Below are 17,305 nucleotides of genomic sequence, written 5' to 3'. Positions count from 1 at the left end.
GGCGCAATATCTGGGTCCGAGATAGAGCACAGTCGACGACCCGGCCCGATTCGGGCGCGGCCGACGCGGGACCATTCGCGACGCTCATGACCGATGTTACGCCGGACTCCGCCTTTCGAGAGGCGCGCGCACGCCATGAGGCGGGCGCGATCGACGAAGCGGCTGCGCTCTATCGCGGCGTTCTCGCATCCTATCCACGGCACGCCGACAGCTTGCATTTGCTCGGCCTGCTCGAGGTCGAGCGCGGCGCGGCGCAGACGGGGCTCGAATTGATCGGCGAGGCGATGTCGATCGCGCCCGGTCAGGCGATTCATCACAACAGCCGCGCGCTCGCGTTTCGCGCGCTCGGGCGCCTCGACGAGGCGGTGGAGGATTATCGCGCCGCAGTGGCGCTGCGTCCCGGCTCCGGCGAGCTGCGCTGCAATCTCGCGATCGCGCTGACCGAGCTCGGCCGCAGCGCGGAGGCGGCGGCGCATTATGCGACAGCCGCCGAATGCGCGCCGGACCGGCCGGAAATCTGGTACAATCTCGCCAATGCGCTGGCCGAGATCGGGCCCGCCGCGCAGGCTGAGGCGGCCTTTTTGCGCGCCATAGAGCTGGAGCCGCGGCTGGTCGAGGCGCAAGCCAATTTCGGCCGTTGGCTGATGCGCCGCGGACGCTGGAGCGACGCCGCGGCGCGCCTCACCATCGCGGTGCGGCTCGCCCCGGGAAGCGCCGCCTATTGGAACAATCTCGCCGTCGTGCTGCAGGAGCTCGGCCGTCATTCCGAGGCGATCGTCTGCTATGAGAGCGCGCTCGCGCTGGAGCCCAATCGCGCCGACGCGCATTACAATCTCGGTTGCCTGCTGCATGTCAGGGGACGCACGGATGACGCCGTCGCCCGTCATCTCGCGGCGATCGCGGCCGATCCGCGGCACGGCGGCGCGCGTATCGCGCTCTGCATGGCGGAGCTGCCGATCCTCTATGACACGCAGGACGAGATCGCGCTGCGCCGCGCGCGCTACGCGCGAGCGCTCGAAAATCTCGCCGATTCTTCGCAGGATGCGGAAATCGCGGCCGCGCTGGCGCCGGCGATCGGCGCGACGCAGCCCTTCTTCCTGCCCTATCAGGGCGAGGACGATCGCCGATTGCAGACGCGCTACGGCGAATTCGCCTGCCGCGTTCTGGCGCAGACGCGTCCCGCCGTCCCGCTGGCCGCGCCGCCGGCGGCCGGCGAGCGCATAAGAATCGGCATAGTGAGCGGCTTCTTCTGCCGCCACACGGTGTTCCGCCTCTTTCTCGAGAGCTGGATCACGCGGCTCGATCGCGCGCGCTTCGAGGTGACCGGCTTCCATACGGGCAAGACGCAGGACGCCGACACGATTCGCTCCGCGCAATGTTGCGAGCATTTTCCGCTCGAGCCTTCGACGCCGGAGGGCTGGCGCGAGGCCATCGTCGCCGCGGCTCCGCATGTGCTGCTCTATCCCGAGGTCGGCATGGACCCCGTGTCCGGCTGGCTGGCGGCGCAGCGCCTCGCTCCGATCCAATGCATGGCCTGGGGCCAGCCGGAGACGAGCGGAATGCCGACGATAGACTTTTTCTTGTCGAGCGAGCTGATGGAGCCGGAAGGCGCCGCGCGCTTCTATACGGAGCGGCTGGCGCCGATGCCCAATCTCGGCCTGCACTACACGGCGGAGACGCTCGCCCTGCAGCCGCTCGACCGCACGCTCTTGGGCGCCGAGCCCAATGTCCCGATCTTCTTCTCGGGACAGGCGCTCTACAAATATCTGCCCTGCTACGATGTCGTCTTCCCGCGCATCGCCGCCATGCTGGGGCCCTGCAAATTTCTCTTCATCGCCTTCGCCAAGAGCGAGGAGGTGACGGCGGTGTTTCGCGCGCGGCTGCAGCGGGTCTTCGCGGCGGCCGGGCTTTCCGCCGAGGATCATTGCGTGATCCTGCCGCAAATGCCGCAGGAGCTGTTCATCGCGGCCGCCGCCGCCTCCGACGTCATTCTCGACACGCCCGGCTGGTCGGGCGGCCGCTCGACGCTCGATCTGCTCGGCGCCGACCGCCCCATTGTGACGCTGCCGGGCGACTTCATGCGCGGGCGCCATACGGCCGCGATTCTGCGCCGCATCGGCTGCGAGGAGACGATCGCCGCCTCGCTGGACCATTATGTCGAGATCGCCGTGCGCCTGGGGCGCGACCGCGCCGCGCGCGCGGCGCTCGCCGGCTACGTCGCCGCGAACAAGCACAGAGCCTTCGAGGACATGGATTATATTCACGCGCTCGAGGAATTTCTGGAGGCGGCGGCGCGCAGCCGGCCGGTCTGAGGTCTCGGCCGTTTCTCGGATTGGATAAGCTCGCGGCGGCGCCTATATTTGAACGGCCGCGGCGCGCAAGCGTCGGCGCATGACCTCCCGCGACGACGAGGGCCGCCATGGAGAAGCCGACGAAAGACAAGGCTTGGTCTTTCAATATCGCCTATTTTCTTCTGGCCCTCGTCGGCGTTCTCGTCCTGCAGCAGATGTGGACGGTCTACCGGCAGACCGAGGTCGTTCCCTATAGCGAGTTCCAGGCCCTCTTGCGTGACAGCAAGATCGCCTCGGTCGAGGTCGGGAGCGACATATTGCGCGCCACGCTGAAGGAGCCCATGTCGGACGGGCGCAAGCAGCTCGTCGCGGTGCGCGTGCCGACCGATGTCGCCGCCGAGCTCGAGGCGGCCAAGGTCAAATATTCCGGAATCGTCGAAAACACATGGGTCTCGACGCTGCTCTCCTGGGTCTTGCCGATCGCTTTGTTCTTCCTCGTCTGGAGCTTTTTGTCGCGCCGCATGACGCAGGGCTTGGGCTCGGTCATGCAGATCGGCCAGAGCCGCGCCAAAATCTTCGTCGAGACGGATGTGAAGGTCGGCTTCGCCGATGTCGCCGGCGTCGACGAGGCCAAGGAGGAATTGCAGGAGATCGTCGCCTTTCTGAAGGACCCCAAGACCTATGGGCGCCTCGGCGCGCGCATCCCCAAAGGCATTCTTCTCGTCGGCCCGCCCGGCACCGGCAAGACTTTGCTCGCCCGCGCGGTGGCGGGCGAGGCGGGCGTGCCCTTCTTCTCCATCACCGGCTCGGAATTCGTGGAGATGTTCGTCGGCGTCGGCGCCGCGCGGGTGCGCGATCTCTTCGCGCAAGCGCGCGCTTCCGCGCCCTGCATCATCTTCATCGACGAATTGGATGCGCTCGGCCGCGCGCGCGGCATCTCGGGCCTTTCCGGCGGCCATGACGAGAAGGAGCAGACGCTCAATCAATTGCTCGCCGAATTGGACGGTTTCGATCCCTCCTCCGGCGTCGTGCTGCTCGCCGCCACCAATCGGCCCGAGGTGCTCGATCCGGCGCTGCTGCGCGCCGGCCGCTTCGACCGGCAGATCTCCGTCGATCGGCCGGACAAGATCGGCCGCGTCGCGATACTGAAAGTGCATCTGAAGAAGATCACGCTCGGCGCCGATGTCGACCCGAGCGAGATCGCGGCGATGACGCCGGGCTTCACCGGCGCCGATCTCGCCAATCTCGTCAATGAGGCGGCGACTCTGGCGACGCGCCGGCGCGCGGCCTCGGTGACGCTGGACGATTTCACCTCGGCGATCGAGCGTGTGATCGCCGGGCCGGAGAAACGCAATCGGCTGCTGCATCCGCGCGAGCGGCGCATCGTCGCCTATCACGAGATGGGCCATGCGATCGTCGCCATGGCGCTGCCGGATATGGACCCGATCAAGAAAGTCTCGATCATTCCGCGCGGCATGGGCGCGCTCGGCTATACGATGCAAATGCCGACCGAGGACCGCTATCTGATGACGCGCACGGAGCTGATAAACCGCATGACGGTTCTGCTCGGCGGCCGCGCGGCGGAGATGAATGTGTTCCACGAGGCGACCACCGGCGCCGCCGACGATCTTCAGCGCGCCACCGAAATGGCCCGGTCGATGGCGACGCGCTATGGCATGGAGCCCTCGGTCGGGCAGGCCTCCTATATCGCCGAGCGGCCGCGCTATCTCGACATCGGCGATCTCGGCCAGCGCTCGCAGGCGAGCGAGGAGACGAGCGCGCGCATCGACCGCGCCGTGCGGGAACTGGTGGACGACGCCTTCTTGCGCGCGACCGGGATTTTGAAGGCGTGCGCGAGCATTCATGAGGAGACGGCGAAGCGGCTGCTCGATGCGGAGACGTTCACGGAAGAGGAGCTGGAGCCGATAAGGGATGAGGTGAAGGCGCGAATGGGCGCCGACGCGTCGGCGTCAGTCGACGGAGACGGTCAGGCCGCGCGCGTCGGCAGGCCGGAATAATCGTTCTCGGCCTCGGCCTTCGATAGATCGCGGGCCGCCTGCAGATTGAGCCAGAAGCGCGGGTCGGTTCCAAAATAGCGGCCGAGCCGGATGGCCGTGTCCGCCGAGACGTCGCGGCGTCCACGCATGATGTCGCTGATCCGATTGCCCGGCACGCCCAGCGTTTCTGCGAGCGCGCGGGCGGAAAGGCCGAGGGGCTTCATGAACTCCTCGGCGAGGATCTCGCCCGGATGGGACTTGATTCTGATCATCTGAGGTTTTCTCCTGCGTCGATCTCGCCCCAATCCGATTCGCGCGCGGTAGTGCATGGCTCATTATCAATTGCGCAGGATGAAGATTGACGAAAGGGAACGTAACATTTCATGCGCAAAGTGCATAAGCTAGTGATATTGCTTTGTAATGAATATAGCGGCCGATGACGAATCGCGCTCGGAGGTTCTTTTTTCGGGCGGCGCAATTGACAAAGGCTGGTCAGTCGTATGCTCCAGAACCTACTGGAGATGTCATGATGCTCACCAACAGCCGCGATATCATCCGCCGCCTGGAGCGTGAAGGCTGGCGGCTGGTGCGCATCAATGGATCGCATCATCACTTTGCGAAGGACGGCCGACGCAATCTCGTGACGGTTCCGCATCCTAGGTCCGATATTCCGTTCGGCACGGCGCGGAATATCTACAAGCAGGCTGGCTGGGCAAAGGAGTAATCAGGCCGCCTGCTGCGTCGATCGGGCGTGCGGCGGCGGCAGGGCTATGATGAGAACGGCGTCGGCGAAGCTCTCCGCCCATTCCGGGTCGCCCTTTATCTCGGACAAATCGCGGGTCGGCGGGATCGGAAGGCCTTCCTCGATCATCCCCTCGGTCCAGCCTTCCAACGCCTCCGTCGCCATGGCGAACAGATCATCGAGCTCGTCGGCGGCCGAGAAGCAGCCGGGCGCGTCGGGAAAGCTCACGCCATAGGCGCTGTCGCCTTCCTGATGGATGATGGCGATATAGGGTTTCATGCGACGCTCATTCTCATAGACGAGCAATCATAGCGCATTTCATTCATATTGCCATGAGGGACGAGGCGAGCGGCGCGGCCGACGCCCGACGGCTCCGCGAACGAAGCCGTCGCGCTCGGATCGCTCACCCCAGCGTCTTCTTCAGCTCGGCCAGAATCGCATCGCCCATCTGGCTCGTCGAGACGGGCTTGTCGTTCGGCCCGGCGATATCGGCGGTGCGCAGGCCGGCGGCCAGCACATCGGCGATCGCTCTGTCGATCGCATCGGCGACCGGGATTAGCGCGAAGGAATAGCGCAGCGCCATCACCAAAGAGCCGATCATGGCGATCGGATTGGCGAGCGCCTTGCCGGCGATGTCCGGCGCGGAGCCGTGGCACGGCTCATAGAGCGCCTTGCGCTTGCCGGTCGCCGCGTCTTCCCCGCCGAGCGAGGCGGAGGGCAGCATGCCGAGCGAGCCGGTCAGCATGGAGGCGACGTCCGACAGAAGATCGCCGAAGAGATTGTCGGTGACGATGACGTCGAACTGCTTGGGCCGGCGCACCAGCTGCATGCCGAGCGCATCGGCGAGCATATGCTCGAGCTGCACGTCGGCATATTCGCGGGCGTGCAGGGCGGTCACCACCTCGCGCCACAAGAGGCCGGATTTCATCACATTGGCCTTCTCGGACGATGTGACCTTGTTGGAGCGCTTGCGGGCGAGCTCGAAGGCGATGCGGGCGATGCGCTCGATCTCATAGGTCTCATAGACCTGCGTGTCGACGCCGCGCTTCTGGCCATTGCCGAGATCGGTGATCTCCTTGGGCTCGCCGAAATAGACGCCGCCGGTCAATTCGCGCACGATCATAATGTCGAGGCCGTCGACGAGATCGGGCTTGAGCGAGGAGGCGTCCACCAGCGCCGGATAGCAGATGGCGGGCCGCAGATTGGCGAAGAGGCCCAAATCCTTGCGCAGGCGCAGCAGGCCCGCCTCCGGGCGCACGTCATAAGGAACGCCGTCCCATTTCGGCCCGCCGACGGCGGCGAGCAGCACGGCGTCGGCGCTCTTGGCGAGGGCCATGTCGGATTCGCTGATCGCCTGGCCGTGGGCGTCATAGGCGGAGCCGCCGACGAGGCCCTTCTCCGTCTCGAAAGAGGCGACGCCGGCCGCGCTCAGAAAGGCGATGAGCTTCTCGGCCTCGGCCATGATTTCCGGGCCGATGCCGTCGCCGGGCAACAGAAGAAGCTTGTAGGCGGCCATGAAATCCTCTCTCTATGACTGATTCTGTGAGGCCTCGCCGACGAATGCCCGCTCAGACACTCTCGAGAAGCAGGATTTTGTCGAAAAAGCCGGTTCCTACTTTTTCGAAATCCTGCTCAGGGTTCGCGCCGTCAATAAGGCGCGCGCCGCCGCAAGGCAACAAGGTGGCAAAATCCATCGTGATGCGACAATCTGTCCGAATCGGCGCGCTTGCCGGGAGCGCGGCGGCCGTGCAGCCTGTGATCGGAGCCCCATAAGGAGCCCGCTTCGCGTCCCTCGTGCTTCGTGGCGCCCAACCATGATGCACGAATGTCGCGACGGATAAAAAACGACAAAAAAGAGGAGACGCGTTTCATGTCGAAATCGAAGATCGTCGCGGCCGCTTTGCTCGTGACCGCGCTCACCGCCGGCCGCGCCGAGGCCTTCTGCCTGTTCTCCTGCGATCCGACCGCCGACAACGCCCGCTCGGTGTTCGAGAACAGGCTGAAAAAGAAGTTCGATCCGGACGTCAAGGTGGTCAAATTCGAGGTGTCGCGCTTCTGGCAGCTGGACGTCGAGGGCGCCGGCCACAAAGCCGTCGAATTCTATTTCACCGGCACGGCGGAATTCCCCAAGGGCGCCAATCTCGACTGCAAGCCGGACGAGGCCGGGGCGGTCAAGGACGGCTGCTCGGCCAGCAAATATTATTCGACGACCGTCTCCAATCAGGAGATCAAGGGCCGCCAATATATCGAGCCCGGCGCCTCGATCGAGTTCAAGGACGAGACGCGCTTCGATCAGGCTCCCGGCGGCTGGAAAGGCCAGGACGGCAATTCCTACTGACCCGACATCGCGTCCGCCCCTTCCCTAGGCCCGCGCAATTGGTGTAGAAGGCCCGCGACAAGAAAATGCGCGGGCCGCGGGGCGGGCGGGACCGAAGCGCCGGGAGACAGCGGTTCATGCAGCAGGTTATCATCGTCATCCACCTGATGGTGGTGGTCGCTCTCGTCGTGCTGATTCTCTATCAGAAGTCGGAGGGCGGCGCGCTCGGCATCGGCGGCGGCGGCGGCCTGTTCACGGGCCGCGGCCAGGCCAACGCCATCACCCGCGCCACCGGAATTCTCGGCGCGATCTTCTTCTTGACGAGCATCGCGCTCACCGTTCTCCCGGCCTGGGAGCGCGGCAGCGAGGGGGTCGATCCCGGCAAGCTGGAGCTCAAGGAGCTGCCGCCGGCCGGCGCGCCGGCGACGGCGCCGGGCGCCGCCGCTCCGGCCCCCGCGGAGAAGAAAGAGAGCATCTTCGACCAGCTGCAGCGCGCCCAGCAGCAGCGCCAGGGCGCGACGCCGCCGGCCGCCGAGCAGCCGGCCGTCCCGGCCGAGGCCGCTCCCGCGACTCCGCCGGCGGCCGAAGGCGCGAAAGAGCCCGAAGTGAAGGCGCCTGAAGTGAAGGCGCTGGAGTGGAAAGCTCCCGCGGGCGCCGACACGGCTCCGGCCGAGCGGAAATAAGGCGCAGGCGGCCGAAAGGCCGCCTCCCGCAGCTTCGGCGCGAGAGAACGCGCCGGTGGAATTCCGCCGGCCGACGAAAAAAGTCTTTTCCGAATCGATCCCGAGGCGATAAGCGTAAGGCCCCATGGCGCGGTACATCTTCATCACCGGCGGTGTGGTCTCCTCACTCGGCAAGGGCTTGGCGTCGGCGGTGCTCGGAGCATTGCTTCAGGCGCGCGGCTACACCGTGAGGCTACGCAAGCTCGATCCCTATCTCAACGTCGATCCGGGGACGATGAGTCCCTATCAGCACGGCGAGGTCTTCGTGACCGACGACGGCGCCGAGACGGATCTCGACCTCGGCCATTATGAGCGCTTCACCGGGCGTCCTGCCTGCCGGCGCGACAATGTGACGACCGGGCGCATCTATCAGGACATCATCGCCAAGGAGCGGCGCGGCGACTATCTCGGCGCGACGATCCAGGTCATCCCCCATGTCACCAACGCCATCAAGGACTTCGTCCTCGAGGGCAATGACCATGTCGATTTCGCGCTGATCGAGATCGGCGGCACCGTCGGCGACATAGAGGGCCAGCCCTTCTTCGAGGCGATTCGCCAGCTCGGAAACGAGCTGCCGGAGAAGCACTGCATCTATATCCATCTGACGCTGCTGCCCTTCATCCCCAGCGCCGGCGAGTTGAAGACCAAGCCGACGCAGCATTCGGTGAAGGAGCTACGCTCGATCGGCATTCAGCCCGATATTCTGCTCTGCCGCACCGACCGCGAGATCCCGCGCGAGGAGCGCCGCAAGCTCGGCCTCTTCTGTAATGTCCGCGAGAGCGCGGTGATCGAGGCGCGCGACGCCGCCCATATCTATGACGTGCCGCGCGCCTATCACGCGGCCGGGCTCGACGCGCAGGTGCTCGCCGCCTTCGGCATAGACCCGGCGCCCAAGCCCGATATGAGCCGCTGGAATGCGGTGACGCAGCGCGTCAACAATCCCGAGGGCGAGGTGACGATCGCCGTCGTCGGCAAATATACAGGCATGAAGGACGCCTATAAGAGCCTCATCGAGGCGCTCGCGCATGGCGGCATCGCCAATCGCGTGAAGGTCCATCTCGACTGGATCGAATCGGAAGTGTTCGAGAGTTCCGATCCGGCGGCGCATCTCGAGCATGTGCACGGCATTCTCGTGCCCGGCGGCTTCGGCCAGCGCGGCGCGGAGGGCAAGATTCTCGCGGCGCGCTTCGCCCGCGAGCGCAAGGTCCCCTATTTCGGCATTTGCTTCGGCATGCAGATGGCGGTCATAGAGGCGGCGCGCGCGCTCGCCGGCATAGAGAAAGCCAATTCGACCGAATTCGGCCCCTGCGAGGAGCCCGTCGTCGGCCTGATGACCGAATGGCTGCGCGGCAATGCGCTGGAGCAGCGCTCTGTGAGCGGCGACCTCGGCGGCACCATGCGGCTCGGCGCCTATCCCGCGCATTTGAAGCCCGGCTCGCGCATCGCCTCCATCTATGGACGCTGCGATATCTCGGAGCGCCACCGCCATCGCTATGAGGTGAACGACGCCTATCGCGAGCGGCTGGAGGCGCACGGCCTCTCCTTCGCCGGCTCCTCGCCGGATGGCGTGCTGCCGGAGACGGTCGAGATTCCCGACCATCCCTGGTTCATCGGCGTGCAATATCACCCGGAGCTGAAGTCGCGGCCCTTCGAGCCGCATCCGCTGTTCGCCAGCTTCATCGAGGCGGCGAAGGCGCAGAGCCGGCTGGTGTGATCTCGCGTAGGCAAGAGCGAGCCTCTAAGGCTCGCGGTCCAAGGAACGCTTTGGACCGCGAGCCTTAGAGGCTCGCTTTGTCGCACTTGGGATTACTCCGCTCGCTCGAGGCTCCGAGCGATCGTCGGCGCCGCCGCCGCTTCGCCGGCGCGCCACGCCGCTCGCGCGGCGAGGAAGCCTGCCGCCAGAAACCCCACAGTCGTCAGAGTAAAGCTCACGGCCGCGATCAGCGGAAAATGCGGCTCGACCGGCGCAATCGTCGCCGGATCGATCTTCGGCGTCAGCGCCCGCAGCGCGAAGGAGAGCGGATTGTTGAAGGCGCCGAAGCAGCTCGCGGCGATCACCCAGAGCGGCGGCCGAATCGCATATTGGCGAAACAGCAGCGCGAACAAAAACAGGAACTGCGCCATCATCAGATAGTCGATATGGGCGCGGATGAGATCGTCGCGCCGGGCGATCGCTCTGGCGAGCGCGCCGTCGGGAAAGAACAAGCTCACGCCCAAGATCCAGGCGATCGCGAGCGCGATTCCCAGCAGCAGCGCCGCAAAGCCGAGAAGAAAAGCGGTTCGCGACGGCAGGCGCGCGCCGATTGCATTGGGTTTCATCGTCCGATCTCCGAAAGGGCCCGCATCGGGCCGAGGCGCGATCCTGCCCGCTTCCGGCTTTCGACCAAAGGGCGCGCGGGCCTGCGCCGCGCCGGGCATTTTGCCCGATCTCGCCGGGCGAAGGCGGCAGGCGAGACGGATCGCATTGGCCTCTCAGGCGATTCCTGCTTTACTCGGCGGTGCTGGGACGGGCCGGGAGCAGACCGCGATGCAATTGATCATGCGCCTCATCATGCGGCTCGTCGCCATTGTGGCGCTGTGTCTCGCGCTCACCATCGGCTGGGTGATGAACGACGCCAATCGCGCCATCCGCTCCGAGACGCAGGCCTCGGCCGAGCGCGTCGCGCATGAGCTCGAGAACCTTTTCTGGCGCGAGATTCTGTGGCGCGGCAGCATGCGGCGCGACAACATATTGCCCATTCCCAATTGGGAATCGTTGGCCACTTTGAAGCTGGTCTCCCCCGGCGTCTGCATCACGGTCGCGCCGGGCTCCGAGGCGCCGCGCGTGCTGTGCAGCCAGATGGATGGCGTCGGCGTCGAGGCGCCGCAATGGTTCGCCCGCGCCTTCGATCTTCTGTTCGGCGCGCCGGCGCCCATTTCCCGGCCGCTCACCGTGCGCCAGCCGGAGACCGGCTCCGTTGTCGCGCGCGCCGATTCGGCAGCGGCCGTGCGTCAGGCCTGGCGCGAGATCTCCATCGTCGCCGGCGTCGCCGCCTCCATGGCGGTCGGCGTCTGCCTGCTCGCCGCGCTGGCCATTTTCCATGCGCTGGCGCCGACGCAGACGATTGTCGACGGGCTGCGCCGGCTCGAGAACGGCAATTATCGCCACCGCATCAAATCCTTCACCAGCAGCGAGTTCGGCCTCATCGCCCGCGCCGCCAATGATCTCGCCGAGCGGCTGGCGCAGACGACGGCCGAGCGCGTCGCCCTGACGAAACGTCTGTTCGAGGTGCAGGAGGAGGAGCGCCGGGCTCTGGCGCGCGATCTCCACGACGAATTCGGCCAATGCCTCACTGCCACCTCCGCCTTCGCCGCGGCGATCGAGGCGGGGGCCGTGGACCGGCCCGATCTCGCCGCCGACGCCCGCTCGATCGGCAAGGTGGCGCGGCGCATGACGATGACCTTGCGCGAGGCGCTGGCGCGGCTGCGCTCGCAGGACCTCGAGGAGCTGGGCCTCGAGGCCTGTCTGGTGCAGCTCGTCGCCGGCTGGAACGCGCAGACGGCGCCCCGCGCGGTCGTGCATCTCGATCTGATGGGCGATCTCGCCGGCGTGCCGCCCGCGGTCTCGACCAGCGTCTTCCGCATCGCCCAGGAGTGCCTCACCAACGCCATGCGCCATGGGCGGCCGAGCGAGGTGTTTCTGCGGGTGGAGCGGCTCGCCTCCAATGACGGCTTCGTCGCCCTCACCGTGGAGGACGACGGCGAGGGCGATCCGACGCGCATCGACTTTTCCGCCGGCCATGGCCTGCTCGGAATGCGCGAGCGCGTCTCGGCTTTCGGCGGCAGCCTCTCGATCGGCCGCGCCGGGCGCGGCGTCTGCGTCGCGGCGCGCATACCGCTGGCGCCCGCCAATTGCAACGCCGGCGGCCTCGGCCTGTTCGGGCGGGCGGCGTGAGCGGCGTCTGCGTCCTGCTCGTCGACGATCATCCGATCGTGCGCGAGGGCTATCGCCGCCTGTTCGAGCGCCAGCCGGGCTTTCGCGTCGTCGGCGAGGCCGACAGCGCGGCCTCGGCCTATCAGGCCTATCGCAAATTCTCGCCGGACGTCGTGGTGATGGATTTGCAGCTCGCCGGCGGCGCCGGCGGGCTGGAGGCGGTGCGCCACATCAGGCAATGGGACAAGCGCGCGCGCATTCTCGTCGTCACCATGCATGATGCGGCGGCCTATGCGCTGAAGGCCTTCGAGGCCGGCGCCAGCGGTTTCGTCACCAAGGGCGGCGAGGCGGCGGAGTTGGTTCGCGCCGTGGAGACGGTCGCCCGCGGCGGCCGCGCGCTCGGCGACGACATAGCGCGGGAGATCGCGGCGGAGCGCCTCGCCGAGGGCCGCTCGCCGCTCGACGATCTCGGCCCGCGCGAGACGGAAATTCTACGCCTCGTCGCGTCCGGCGCCACGACGGAAGAGATCGCCGGGGCGCTCCACCTCAGCGCCAAGACGGTGCAGAATTATCATTATCAGATCAAATCGAAGGTCGGCGCGCGCACCGACGCGCATCTGGTCTGGCTCGCCATCGGCGCCGGGCTCGTCGGCGCCGAGAAATCGCTGTGATCGGAAAGCGAGCCTGAAGTCTCGCGGTCCAAGGGCGGGATCGGACCGCGAGCCTCGAGGCTCGCCCGGCGCAGTCTTGCGCAGATGGGCTTTACGACTTCGTCTTCTCGGTCAGAATTTTCTCGAGGTCGGCCTCGGGAATCTCGCCGCTGTATCTGTCGCCATTGATGAAGAAGGTCGGCGTCGAATTAATGCCGAATTTCTCCGCCGCGCGGTCGCGCACCTTGCTCACATTCTCGAAGAGCTGCTGATCCTTCAGCGTCGCCTCGAACTTCTCCTGTCCGACGCCGGTCTGCTTCAGCACATTGGCGAGGCCGTCGAGCGGCTTGTCGACGAAGGCCCAGTTCTTCTGCTGGGCGAACAGGAGATCGACGACCGCGTCGCGCTTGTCGCCGGCGTTGCGCGCCAGCATGAAGGCCGCCGTCGCCAGCGGGTCGAGCGGGAACTCGCGCAGAATGAACTTCACCTTGCCCGTGTCGATGAAGTTCTTCTTCAGCGTCGGAAACACGTCCTTGTGGAAGGCGGCGCAATGGCTGCAGGTCATGGAGGCGTATTCGACGATGGTGATGGGCGCGTCGGCCTTGCCCTCGACGATATCGGGCAGAGCATTGGGCCCCATCAGCTCCTCGACCGGCACTTTTCCGCTCGGCGCCTTCTGGGCGAAGGCGGGCGCGGCGAAGGCGAGGACGGCGGAAGCCGCCGCGGCGAGCGCGGCGCGACGGGAGAAACGAAGGTCGAGGCTTTGCATGGACGCTCCATAGGGTCGCGAAACGGGCGGACCATAGAGCATTTTCCCGTCGCGGGGAATCGGATGAGAGAGAGGTTTCAGGCCGGTCGGGCGAAGGTTTCCTCATCCTGAGGAGCCCGCATAGCGGGCGTCTCGAAGGACGAGGAAACCGTCTGCGCCGCCTTCTGGAGCTCGCCCCCGTGCTTTTAAGACGGCTCCTTCGGAGCCTCCTCGGCATGAGGGCGAGGGTGATTGCCCTTCACCGGAGCGCTATGAGAGAGCTTTCCGGCGCCGAAGACGCGGCCCCTGATCATGGCTGCGCAAGCCGCTCCACCTCCGCCCGCACCACCGGCAAAAGCTCCTCCGCGAACCAGGGATTGCGTTTCAGCCAGCCCGTATTGCGCCAGGAGGGATGCGGCAGCGGGATGATCTTCGGCGAAAGCGCCGAAAATTCCCGCCAGCGGCCGACCGTCTCGGCGACGCTCGCGCTGGGCGCCAGAGCCACGCCGAGACGGCGCAGATGATAGGCCTGCGCATATTTGCCGACGGCGAGAATCGTCTCCACCTGCGGCAGAGCCGCAAACAGCGGGTCATGCCAATGCGGCGCGCATTCGCGGCGCGGCGGCCGGTCGCCGCCCTGCGCGTCATAGCCGGGAAAGCAGAAGCTCATGGCCGCGACGCCGATGCGGGAGACGTCGTAGAAAGTCTCGCGGTCGACGCCCATCCACGCGCGTAGCCGGTCGCCGGACGGGTCGTCGAAGGGAAGCCCCGAGCGATGCACGCGCATTCCGGGCGCCTGGCCGGCGATCAGCAGCCGCGCTCGCGGCGAAACCCGCACCACCGGGCGCGGCTCATGCGGGAGCGGCGCGCCCTCCGGCCGCTCGACGCAGATGCGGCAGGCGCCAATGCCGGAAACGAGCGCGGCGAGAGCGGCTTCGCTCGCGGTGGAAAAGGTCACTTTTGCGCTCCCTTACGGGATTGATCCATAGAATTCGACAAATGTCGTGAGTCCCCCGTTAACGTTTCCGCCCCATTATCAGTGACGCTCGACCTGACGCCTAGATTGCAGAGACGATTTTCGGCTTCTGGTAAGGGTCGTGACGGCGTTTCCCGTGTGGGGCCGTCGTTCGCATGCGAACATCGTTGCTTTCGGGTTCAGCGTATCATGAATGACATAACCGCCGAGATGATCGAGCGCGGCCGGGGCAAGGACCCGCGCGTCGTCGCCGAGCGTCGCCGTCGCAGCGCCAAGGTGCGCGAGGCGCGCGAACGACTCACCACCTCGGACACCGGCCATCGCGGCTGCGACGTCGGCCTGTTGCGCGCCTACGCCTCCGCGCGAATCCATTCCGCCATTCCCGCGACCGCGCTCATCGCCATGGTGGCGACGCTCACCCGCTATTGGATGGAGGGCGAGGTCGACATCATCTGGACCGTGCTCGCCTTCTCGAGCCTGCTGCTCTGCTACGGCCTCGCCAAAAAGCTCGAGCGCCTCGCGGACGACGAGATCAATGTCGTCGGCTGGCGCAGCAAATTCGTCGTCGCGGAATTTCTGCACGGCCTCGTCTGGGCGGCGATGGCGCTGCTGCTGCTGCAGGCGAGCGACCCCAACGCCAAGGCTTTCGTCACCGCCATGCTGATGCTGGCGGCGGCCTTCAACACGATGGTCACGGCGACGATCCCCTTCGCCGTCTATGCGACGATCACGCCCATCTCGCTCGCCATCGTCGCCTGCCTGCGCATAGACGGCGTCGAGGATACGAGCCTCTCTCTGCTGGCGCTGGTCGGCGCGGCGCAGGTCTTTTTCGTGGTGCTCGCCAAGCGCTTCCATCATGTGACGCGCGAGAGTCTGTTCTTCCGTATCGAGAAGGACGATCTCATCGGCGAGCTCGAGCAGGCCAAGGCCAATTCCGACGAGGCGCGCCGCCGCGCGGAGGAGGCCAATCTCGCCAAATCGCGCTTCCTCGCCACGATGAGCCACGAGCTGCGCACGCCGCTCAACGCCATTCTCGGCTTCTCGGAAGTGCTGAAGAACGAGCTGTTCGGCGTCCATGCGGTGGCTGCGTACAAGGATTATTCCAACGACATTCACTGCAGCGGCCAGCATCTGCTGATGCTGATCAACGAAATCCTCGATCTCTCGCGCGTCGAGGCCGGCCGTTACGAGCTGAAGGAGGAGAGCGTCTCGCTCGCCGGCGTCATCGAGGACTGCCGCCATCTCCTGACCATTCGTGCGCAAAAGCGCGGCATAGAGATGATCGAGGTCAAGGAGCCGGATCTCCCGCGTATCTGGGCGGATGAGCGGGCGGTGCGGCAGATCATGCTCAATCTCCTGACCAACGCCATCAAATTCACGCCGCAGGGCGGGCAGGTGACGCTGAAGATCGGCTGGACCAGCGCCGGCGGCCAATATGTTGCGATCAAGGACACGGGTCCGGGCATTCCCGAGGAGGAGATCGCCGTCGTCATGTCCTCCTTCGGCCGCGGCACGCTGGCGCAGAAGAATGCGGAGGAGGGCACCGGCCTCGGCCTGCCCATCGTCAAGGGCCTCGTCGACCTGCATGGCGGAATGTTCAAGCTGAAGTCGAGGGTGCGCGAGGGCACGGAGGCGATCGTCGTCTTCCCGCCGGAGCGTGTGATGAACGCGCTGCCGAAATTCGAAGAAGAGGAGGAGACGTCGCATTATGTCGGCGAGCGGCGGCGGAATGCGGCGGCGTGAGGGGGACGCTGGCGGGGGCGCTCGGAAAAGCGATATAATCTGCGATCCGTCTCTTCCTTCGGCGTCCGTGAATGACCGACACGATTTCCCCTAGCGCTGCCGACGCCGCCCTCGTCCTCTTCTCTGGCGGACAGGATTCCGCCACCTGTCTCGCCTTCGCGCTCTCGCGTTTTGCGCGCGTCGAGACGGTGGGCTTCGATTACGGGCAGCGCCATCGCATCGAGCTCGCGCAGCGCGGGAAAATCCGAGAGGGGCTGGCGCGCATCTCGCCGCTCTGGGGCGAGCGGCTCGGCGAGGACCACACCATTTCCATCGAGGCGCTGGGCGCCATGTCCGACACGGCGCTCACGCGCGAGGCGGAGATCGCCTTCGACGCCTGCGGCCTGCCCAACACTTTCGTGCCGGGGCGCAATATTCTCTTTCTCACTTTCGCGGCGGCGCTCGCCTATCGGCGCGGGATCGGCCATCTCGTCGGCGGTATGTGCGAGACGGATTATTCCGGCTATCCCGATTGCCGCGACGCGACAATTCGCGCGGTCGAGACGGCTTTGACGCTCGGCATGGATCGGCCGCTCGAGATCGACACGCCGCTGATGTGGATCGACAAGGCCGCGACCTGGAAGCTCGCCGAGAAATTGGGCGGCGAGCCCTTGGTGCGGCTGATCGTCGAGGAGAGCCACACCTGCTATCTCGGCGAGCGCGGGACGCGCTTCGACTGGGGCTATGGCTGCGGCGAATGTCCGGCTTGCCGCCTGCGCGCCGCCGGCTGGGAGAAATATCGCGCGGCTTAGAGCAGGTTCCCGAAAAGTGCGAAGCGGTTTTCGGAAAAGAACCCGCGAACTCGAATAGCTCTAGGCCGCGAGATCGACGAAGCTTCTTCCGTCGCGATCCTCGATCTCGACCAGCCAGAGATCGGAATCGAAGGCGATCTCCTTGCGCGCACGCTCCTCGGCCTCGAGCGGCGTCACCCATTCCTCCGCATGCAGCCGGGCGAAGAGGCGATCGACGCCGTCGGGAAGGTCGAAGCTCTGCGGCGCCGGCCCGAGCAGCGCGGCGCGGCCATCCAGCCTATCGATCTTGACGAAGATCGAGCCGGCCTCCTCGGAGCCGCGACGGCGCAGCATGGCGACGGCGCCGGCCGTTTCGACGCGGCGGATCAGAGCGGAGATGAAAAAGTCGGAACGTAGACGCATGAATTCTTTTCAG

At 66.1% G+C, this 17,305-nt stretch carries 18 protein-coding genes; 10 read left to right on the top strand and 8 right to left on the bottom strand.

Going from position 1 to position 17,305, the window contains the following annotated elements; translation table 11 throughout:
* Positions 1-86: 86 nt before the first annotated feature.
* Together AC6IY7_RS05785 and ftsH are read left to right on the top strand one after the other, a co-directional pair.
* Entirely contained in the window at positions 87-2,312 is a 2,226-nt protein-coding gene (locus tag AC6IY7_RS05785; RefSeq protein ID WP_497782124.1) for a tetratricopeptide repeat protein, read from the top strand.
* 107 nt (positions 2,313-2,419) lie between these two features.
* Positions 2,420-4,309, top strand: coding sequence for an ATP-dependent zinc metalloprotease FtsH (gene ftsH, locus AC6IY7_RS05780; protein ID WP_497782123.1), 1,890 nt, complete (start codon positions 2,420-2,422; stop codon positions 4,307-4,309).
* On the opposite strand, the gene AC6IY7_RS05775 is transcribed toward ftsH, so the two are convergent.
* Positions 4,279-4,560, bottom strand: a complete 282-nt coding sequence (locus tag AC6IY7_RS05775; protein ID WP_497782122.1) for a HigA family addiction module antitoxin — start codon at positions 4,558-4,560, stop codon at positions 4,279-4,281. The two genes, ftsH and AC6IY7_RS05775, sit on opposite strands and share 31 nt — an antisense overlap.
* Positions 4,561-4,814: 254 nt before the next feature.
* Here AC6IY7_RS05775 and AC6IY7_RS05770 point away from each other — a divergent pair, with 254 nt between their 5' ends.
* Positions 4,815-5,012, top strand: a complete 198-nt coding sequence (locus AC6IY7_RS05770; RefSeq protein ID WP_497782121.1) for a type II toxin-antitoxin system HicA family toxin — start codon at positions 4,815-4,817, stop codon at positions 5,010-5,012.
* On the opposite strand, the gene AC6IY7_RS05765 is transcribed toward AC6IY7_RS05770, so the two are convergent.
* The 3 genes from AC6IY7_RS05765 to AC6IY7_RS05755 all read right to left on the bottom strand — a co-directional run bounded on the left by AC6IY7_RS05765 (position 5,013) and on the right by AC6IY7_RS05755 (position 6,724).
* Positions 5,013-5,309 (bottom strand): type II toxin-antitoxin system HicB family antitoxin, encoded by a 297-nt coding sequence (locus AC6IY7_RS05765; RefSeq protein WP_497782120.1) that lies wholly within the window; start codon positions 5,307-5,309, stop codon positions 5,013-5,015.
* Positions 5,310-5,433: 124 nt separating this feature from the next.
* On the bottom strand, positions 5,434-6,546 hold the full coding sequence (gene leuB, locus AC6IY7_RS05760; protein WP_497782119.1) for a 3-isopropylmalate dehydrogenase: 1,113 nt from the start codon (positions 6,544-6,546) through the stop codon (positions 5,434-5,436).
* 52 nt (positions 6,547-6,598) lie between these two features.
* On the bottom strand, positions 6,599-6,724 hold the full coding sequence (locus AC6IY7_RS05755) for a hypothetical protein (RefSeq protein ID WP_497782118.1): 126 nt from the start codon (positions 6,722-6,724) through the stop codon (positions 6,599-6,601).
* Positions 6,725-6,900: 176 nt separating this feature from the next.
* Here AC6IY7_RS05755 and AC6IY7_RS05750 point away from each other — a divergent pair, with 176 nt between their 5' ends.
* From AC6IY7_RS05750 to pyrG, 3 genes are all read left to right on the top strand, one after another.
* Positions 6,901-7,368 (top strand): hypothetical protein, encoded by a 468-nt coding sequence (locus tag AC6IY7_RS05750; protein ID WP_497782117.1) that lies wholly within the window; start codon positions 6,901-6,903, stop codon positions 7,366-7,368.
* Between the two features lie 116 nt (positions 7,369-7,484).
* On the top strand, positions 7,485-8,030 hold the full coding sequence (gene secG, locus AC6IY7_RS05745; RefSeq protein ID WP_497782116.1) for a preprotein translocase subunit SecG: 546 nt from the start codon (positions 7,485-7,487) through the stop codon (positions 8,028-8,030).
* A gap of 124 nt (positions 8,031-8,154) precedes the next feature.
* Positions 8,155-9,783, top strand: coding sequence for a CTP synthase (gene pyrG, locus AC6IY7_RS05740; protein WP_497782115.1), 1,629 nt, complete (start codon positions 8,155-8,157; stop codon positions 9,781-9,783).
* Positions 9,784-9,875: 92 nt separating this feature from the next.
* On the opposite strand, the gene AC6IY7_RS05735 is transcribed toward pyrG, so the two are convergent.
* Positions 9,876-10,388, bottom strand: coding sequence for a hypothetical protein (locus tag AC6IY7_RS05735; RefSeq protein ID WP_497782114.1), 513 nt, complete (start codon positions 10,386-10,388; stop codon positions 9,876-9,878).
* Between the two features lie 208 nt (positions 10,389-10,596).
* Here AC6IY7_RS05735 and AC6IY7_RS05730 point away from each other — a divergent pair, with 208 nt between their 5' ends.
* A complete protein-coding gene (locus AC6IY7_RS05730; protein ID WP_497782113.1) occupies positions 10,597-12,003 on the top strand; it encodes a sensor histidine kinase in 1,407 nt (468 codons plus the stop codon).
* The gene (locus tag AC6IY7_RS05725; protein WP_497782112.1) at positions 12,000-12,653 is read left to right on the top strand and encodes a response regulator; all 654 of its coding nucleotides are present in this window, start codon (positions 12,000-12,002) and stop codon (positions 12,651-12,653) included. Before AC6IY7_RS05730 ends, AC6IY7_RS05725 begins: the two co-directional genes overlap by 4 nt.
* A gap of 91 nt (positions 12,654-12,744) precedes the next feature.
* Here the strand turns inward: AC6IY7_RS05725 and AC6IY7_RS05720 are convergent, their stop codons facing one another.
* Both AC6IY7_RS05720 and AC6IY7_RS05715 read right to left on the bottom strand, forming a co-directional pair.
* A complete protein-coding gene (locus AC6IY7_RS05720; protein ID WP_497782111.1) occupies positions 12,745-13,401 on the bottom strand; it encodes a DsbA family protein in 657 nt (218 codons plus the stop codon).
* Between the two features lie 289 nt (positions 13,402-13,690).
* Positions 13,691-14,338: a uracil-DNA glycosylase family protein gene (locus tag AC6IY7_RS05715; protein WP_497782110.1), complete on the bottom strand. Its 648-nt coding sequence runs from the start codon at positions 14,336-14,338 to the stop codon at positions 13,691-13,693.
* A gap of 207 nt (positions 14,339-14,545) precedes the next feature.
* On the opposite strand from AC6IY7_RS05715, the gene AC6IY7_RS05710 reads away from it, so the two are divergent.
* Both AC6IY7_RS05710 and queC read left to right on the top strand, forming a co-directional pair.
* Positions 14,546-16,099: a sensor histidine kinase gene (locus tag AC6IY7_RS05710; RefSeq protein WP_497782109.1), complete on the top strand. Its 1,554-nt coding sequence runs from the start codon at positions 14,546-14,548 to the stop codon at positions 16,097-16,099.
* Between the two features lie 71 nt (positions 16,100-16,170).
* Positions 16,171-16,890 carry a 7-cyano-7-deazaguanine synthase QueC gene (queC, locus tag AC6IY7_RS05705; RefSeq protein ID WP_497782108.1) on the top strand — a complete coding sequence of 240 codons (720 nt, stop codon included), beginning with the start codon at positions 16,171-16,173 and terminating at the stop codon, positions 16,888-16,890.
* A 60-nt stretch (positions 16,891-16,950) separates the two neighbouring features.
* Here the strand turns inward: queC and AC6IY7_RS05700 are convergent, their stop codons facing one another.
* On the bottom strand, positions 16,951-17,292 hold the full coding sequence (locus tag AC6IY7_RS05700) for a DUF1491 family protein (protein ID WP_497782107.1): 342 nt from the start codon (positions 17,290-17,292) through the stop codon (positions 16,951-16,953).
* Positions 17,293-17,305: the final 13 nt, after the last annotated feature.

Source organism: Methylosinus sp. is20ea, from assembly GCF_059718135.1.
The sequence above is the reverse complement of the archived record's forward strand: the minus strand, read 5'-3'. Positions and strand labels throughout refer to the sequence as shown.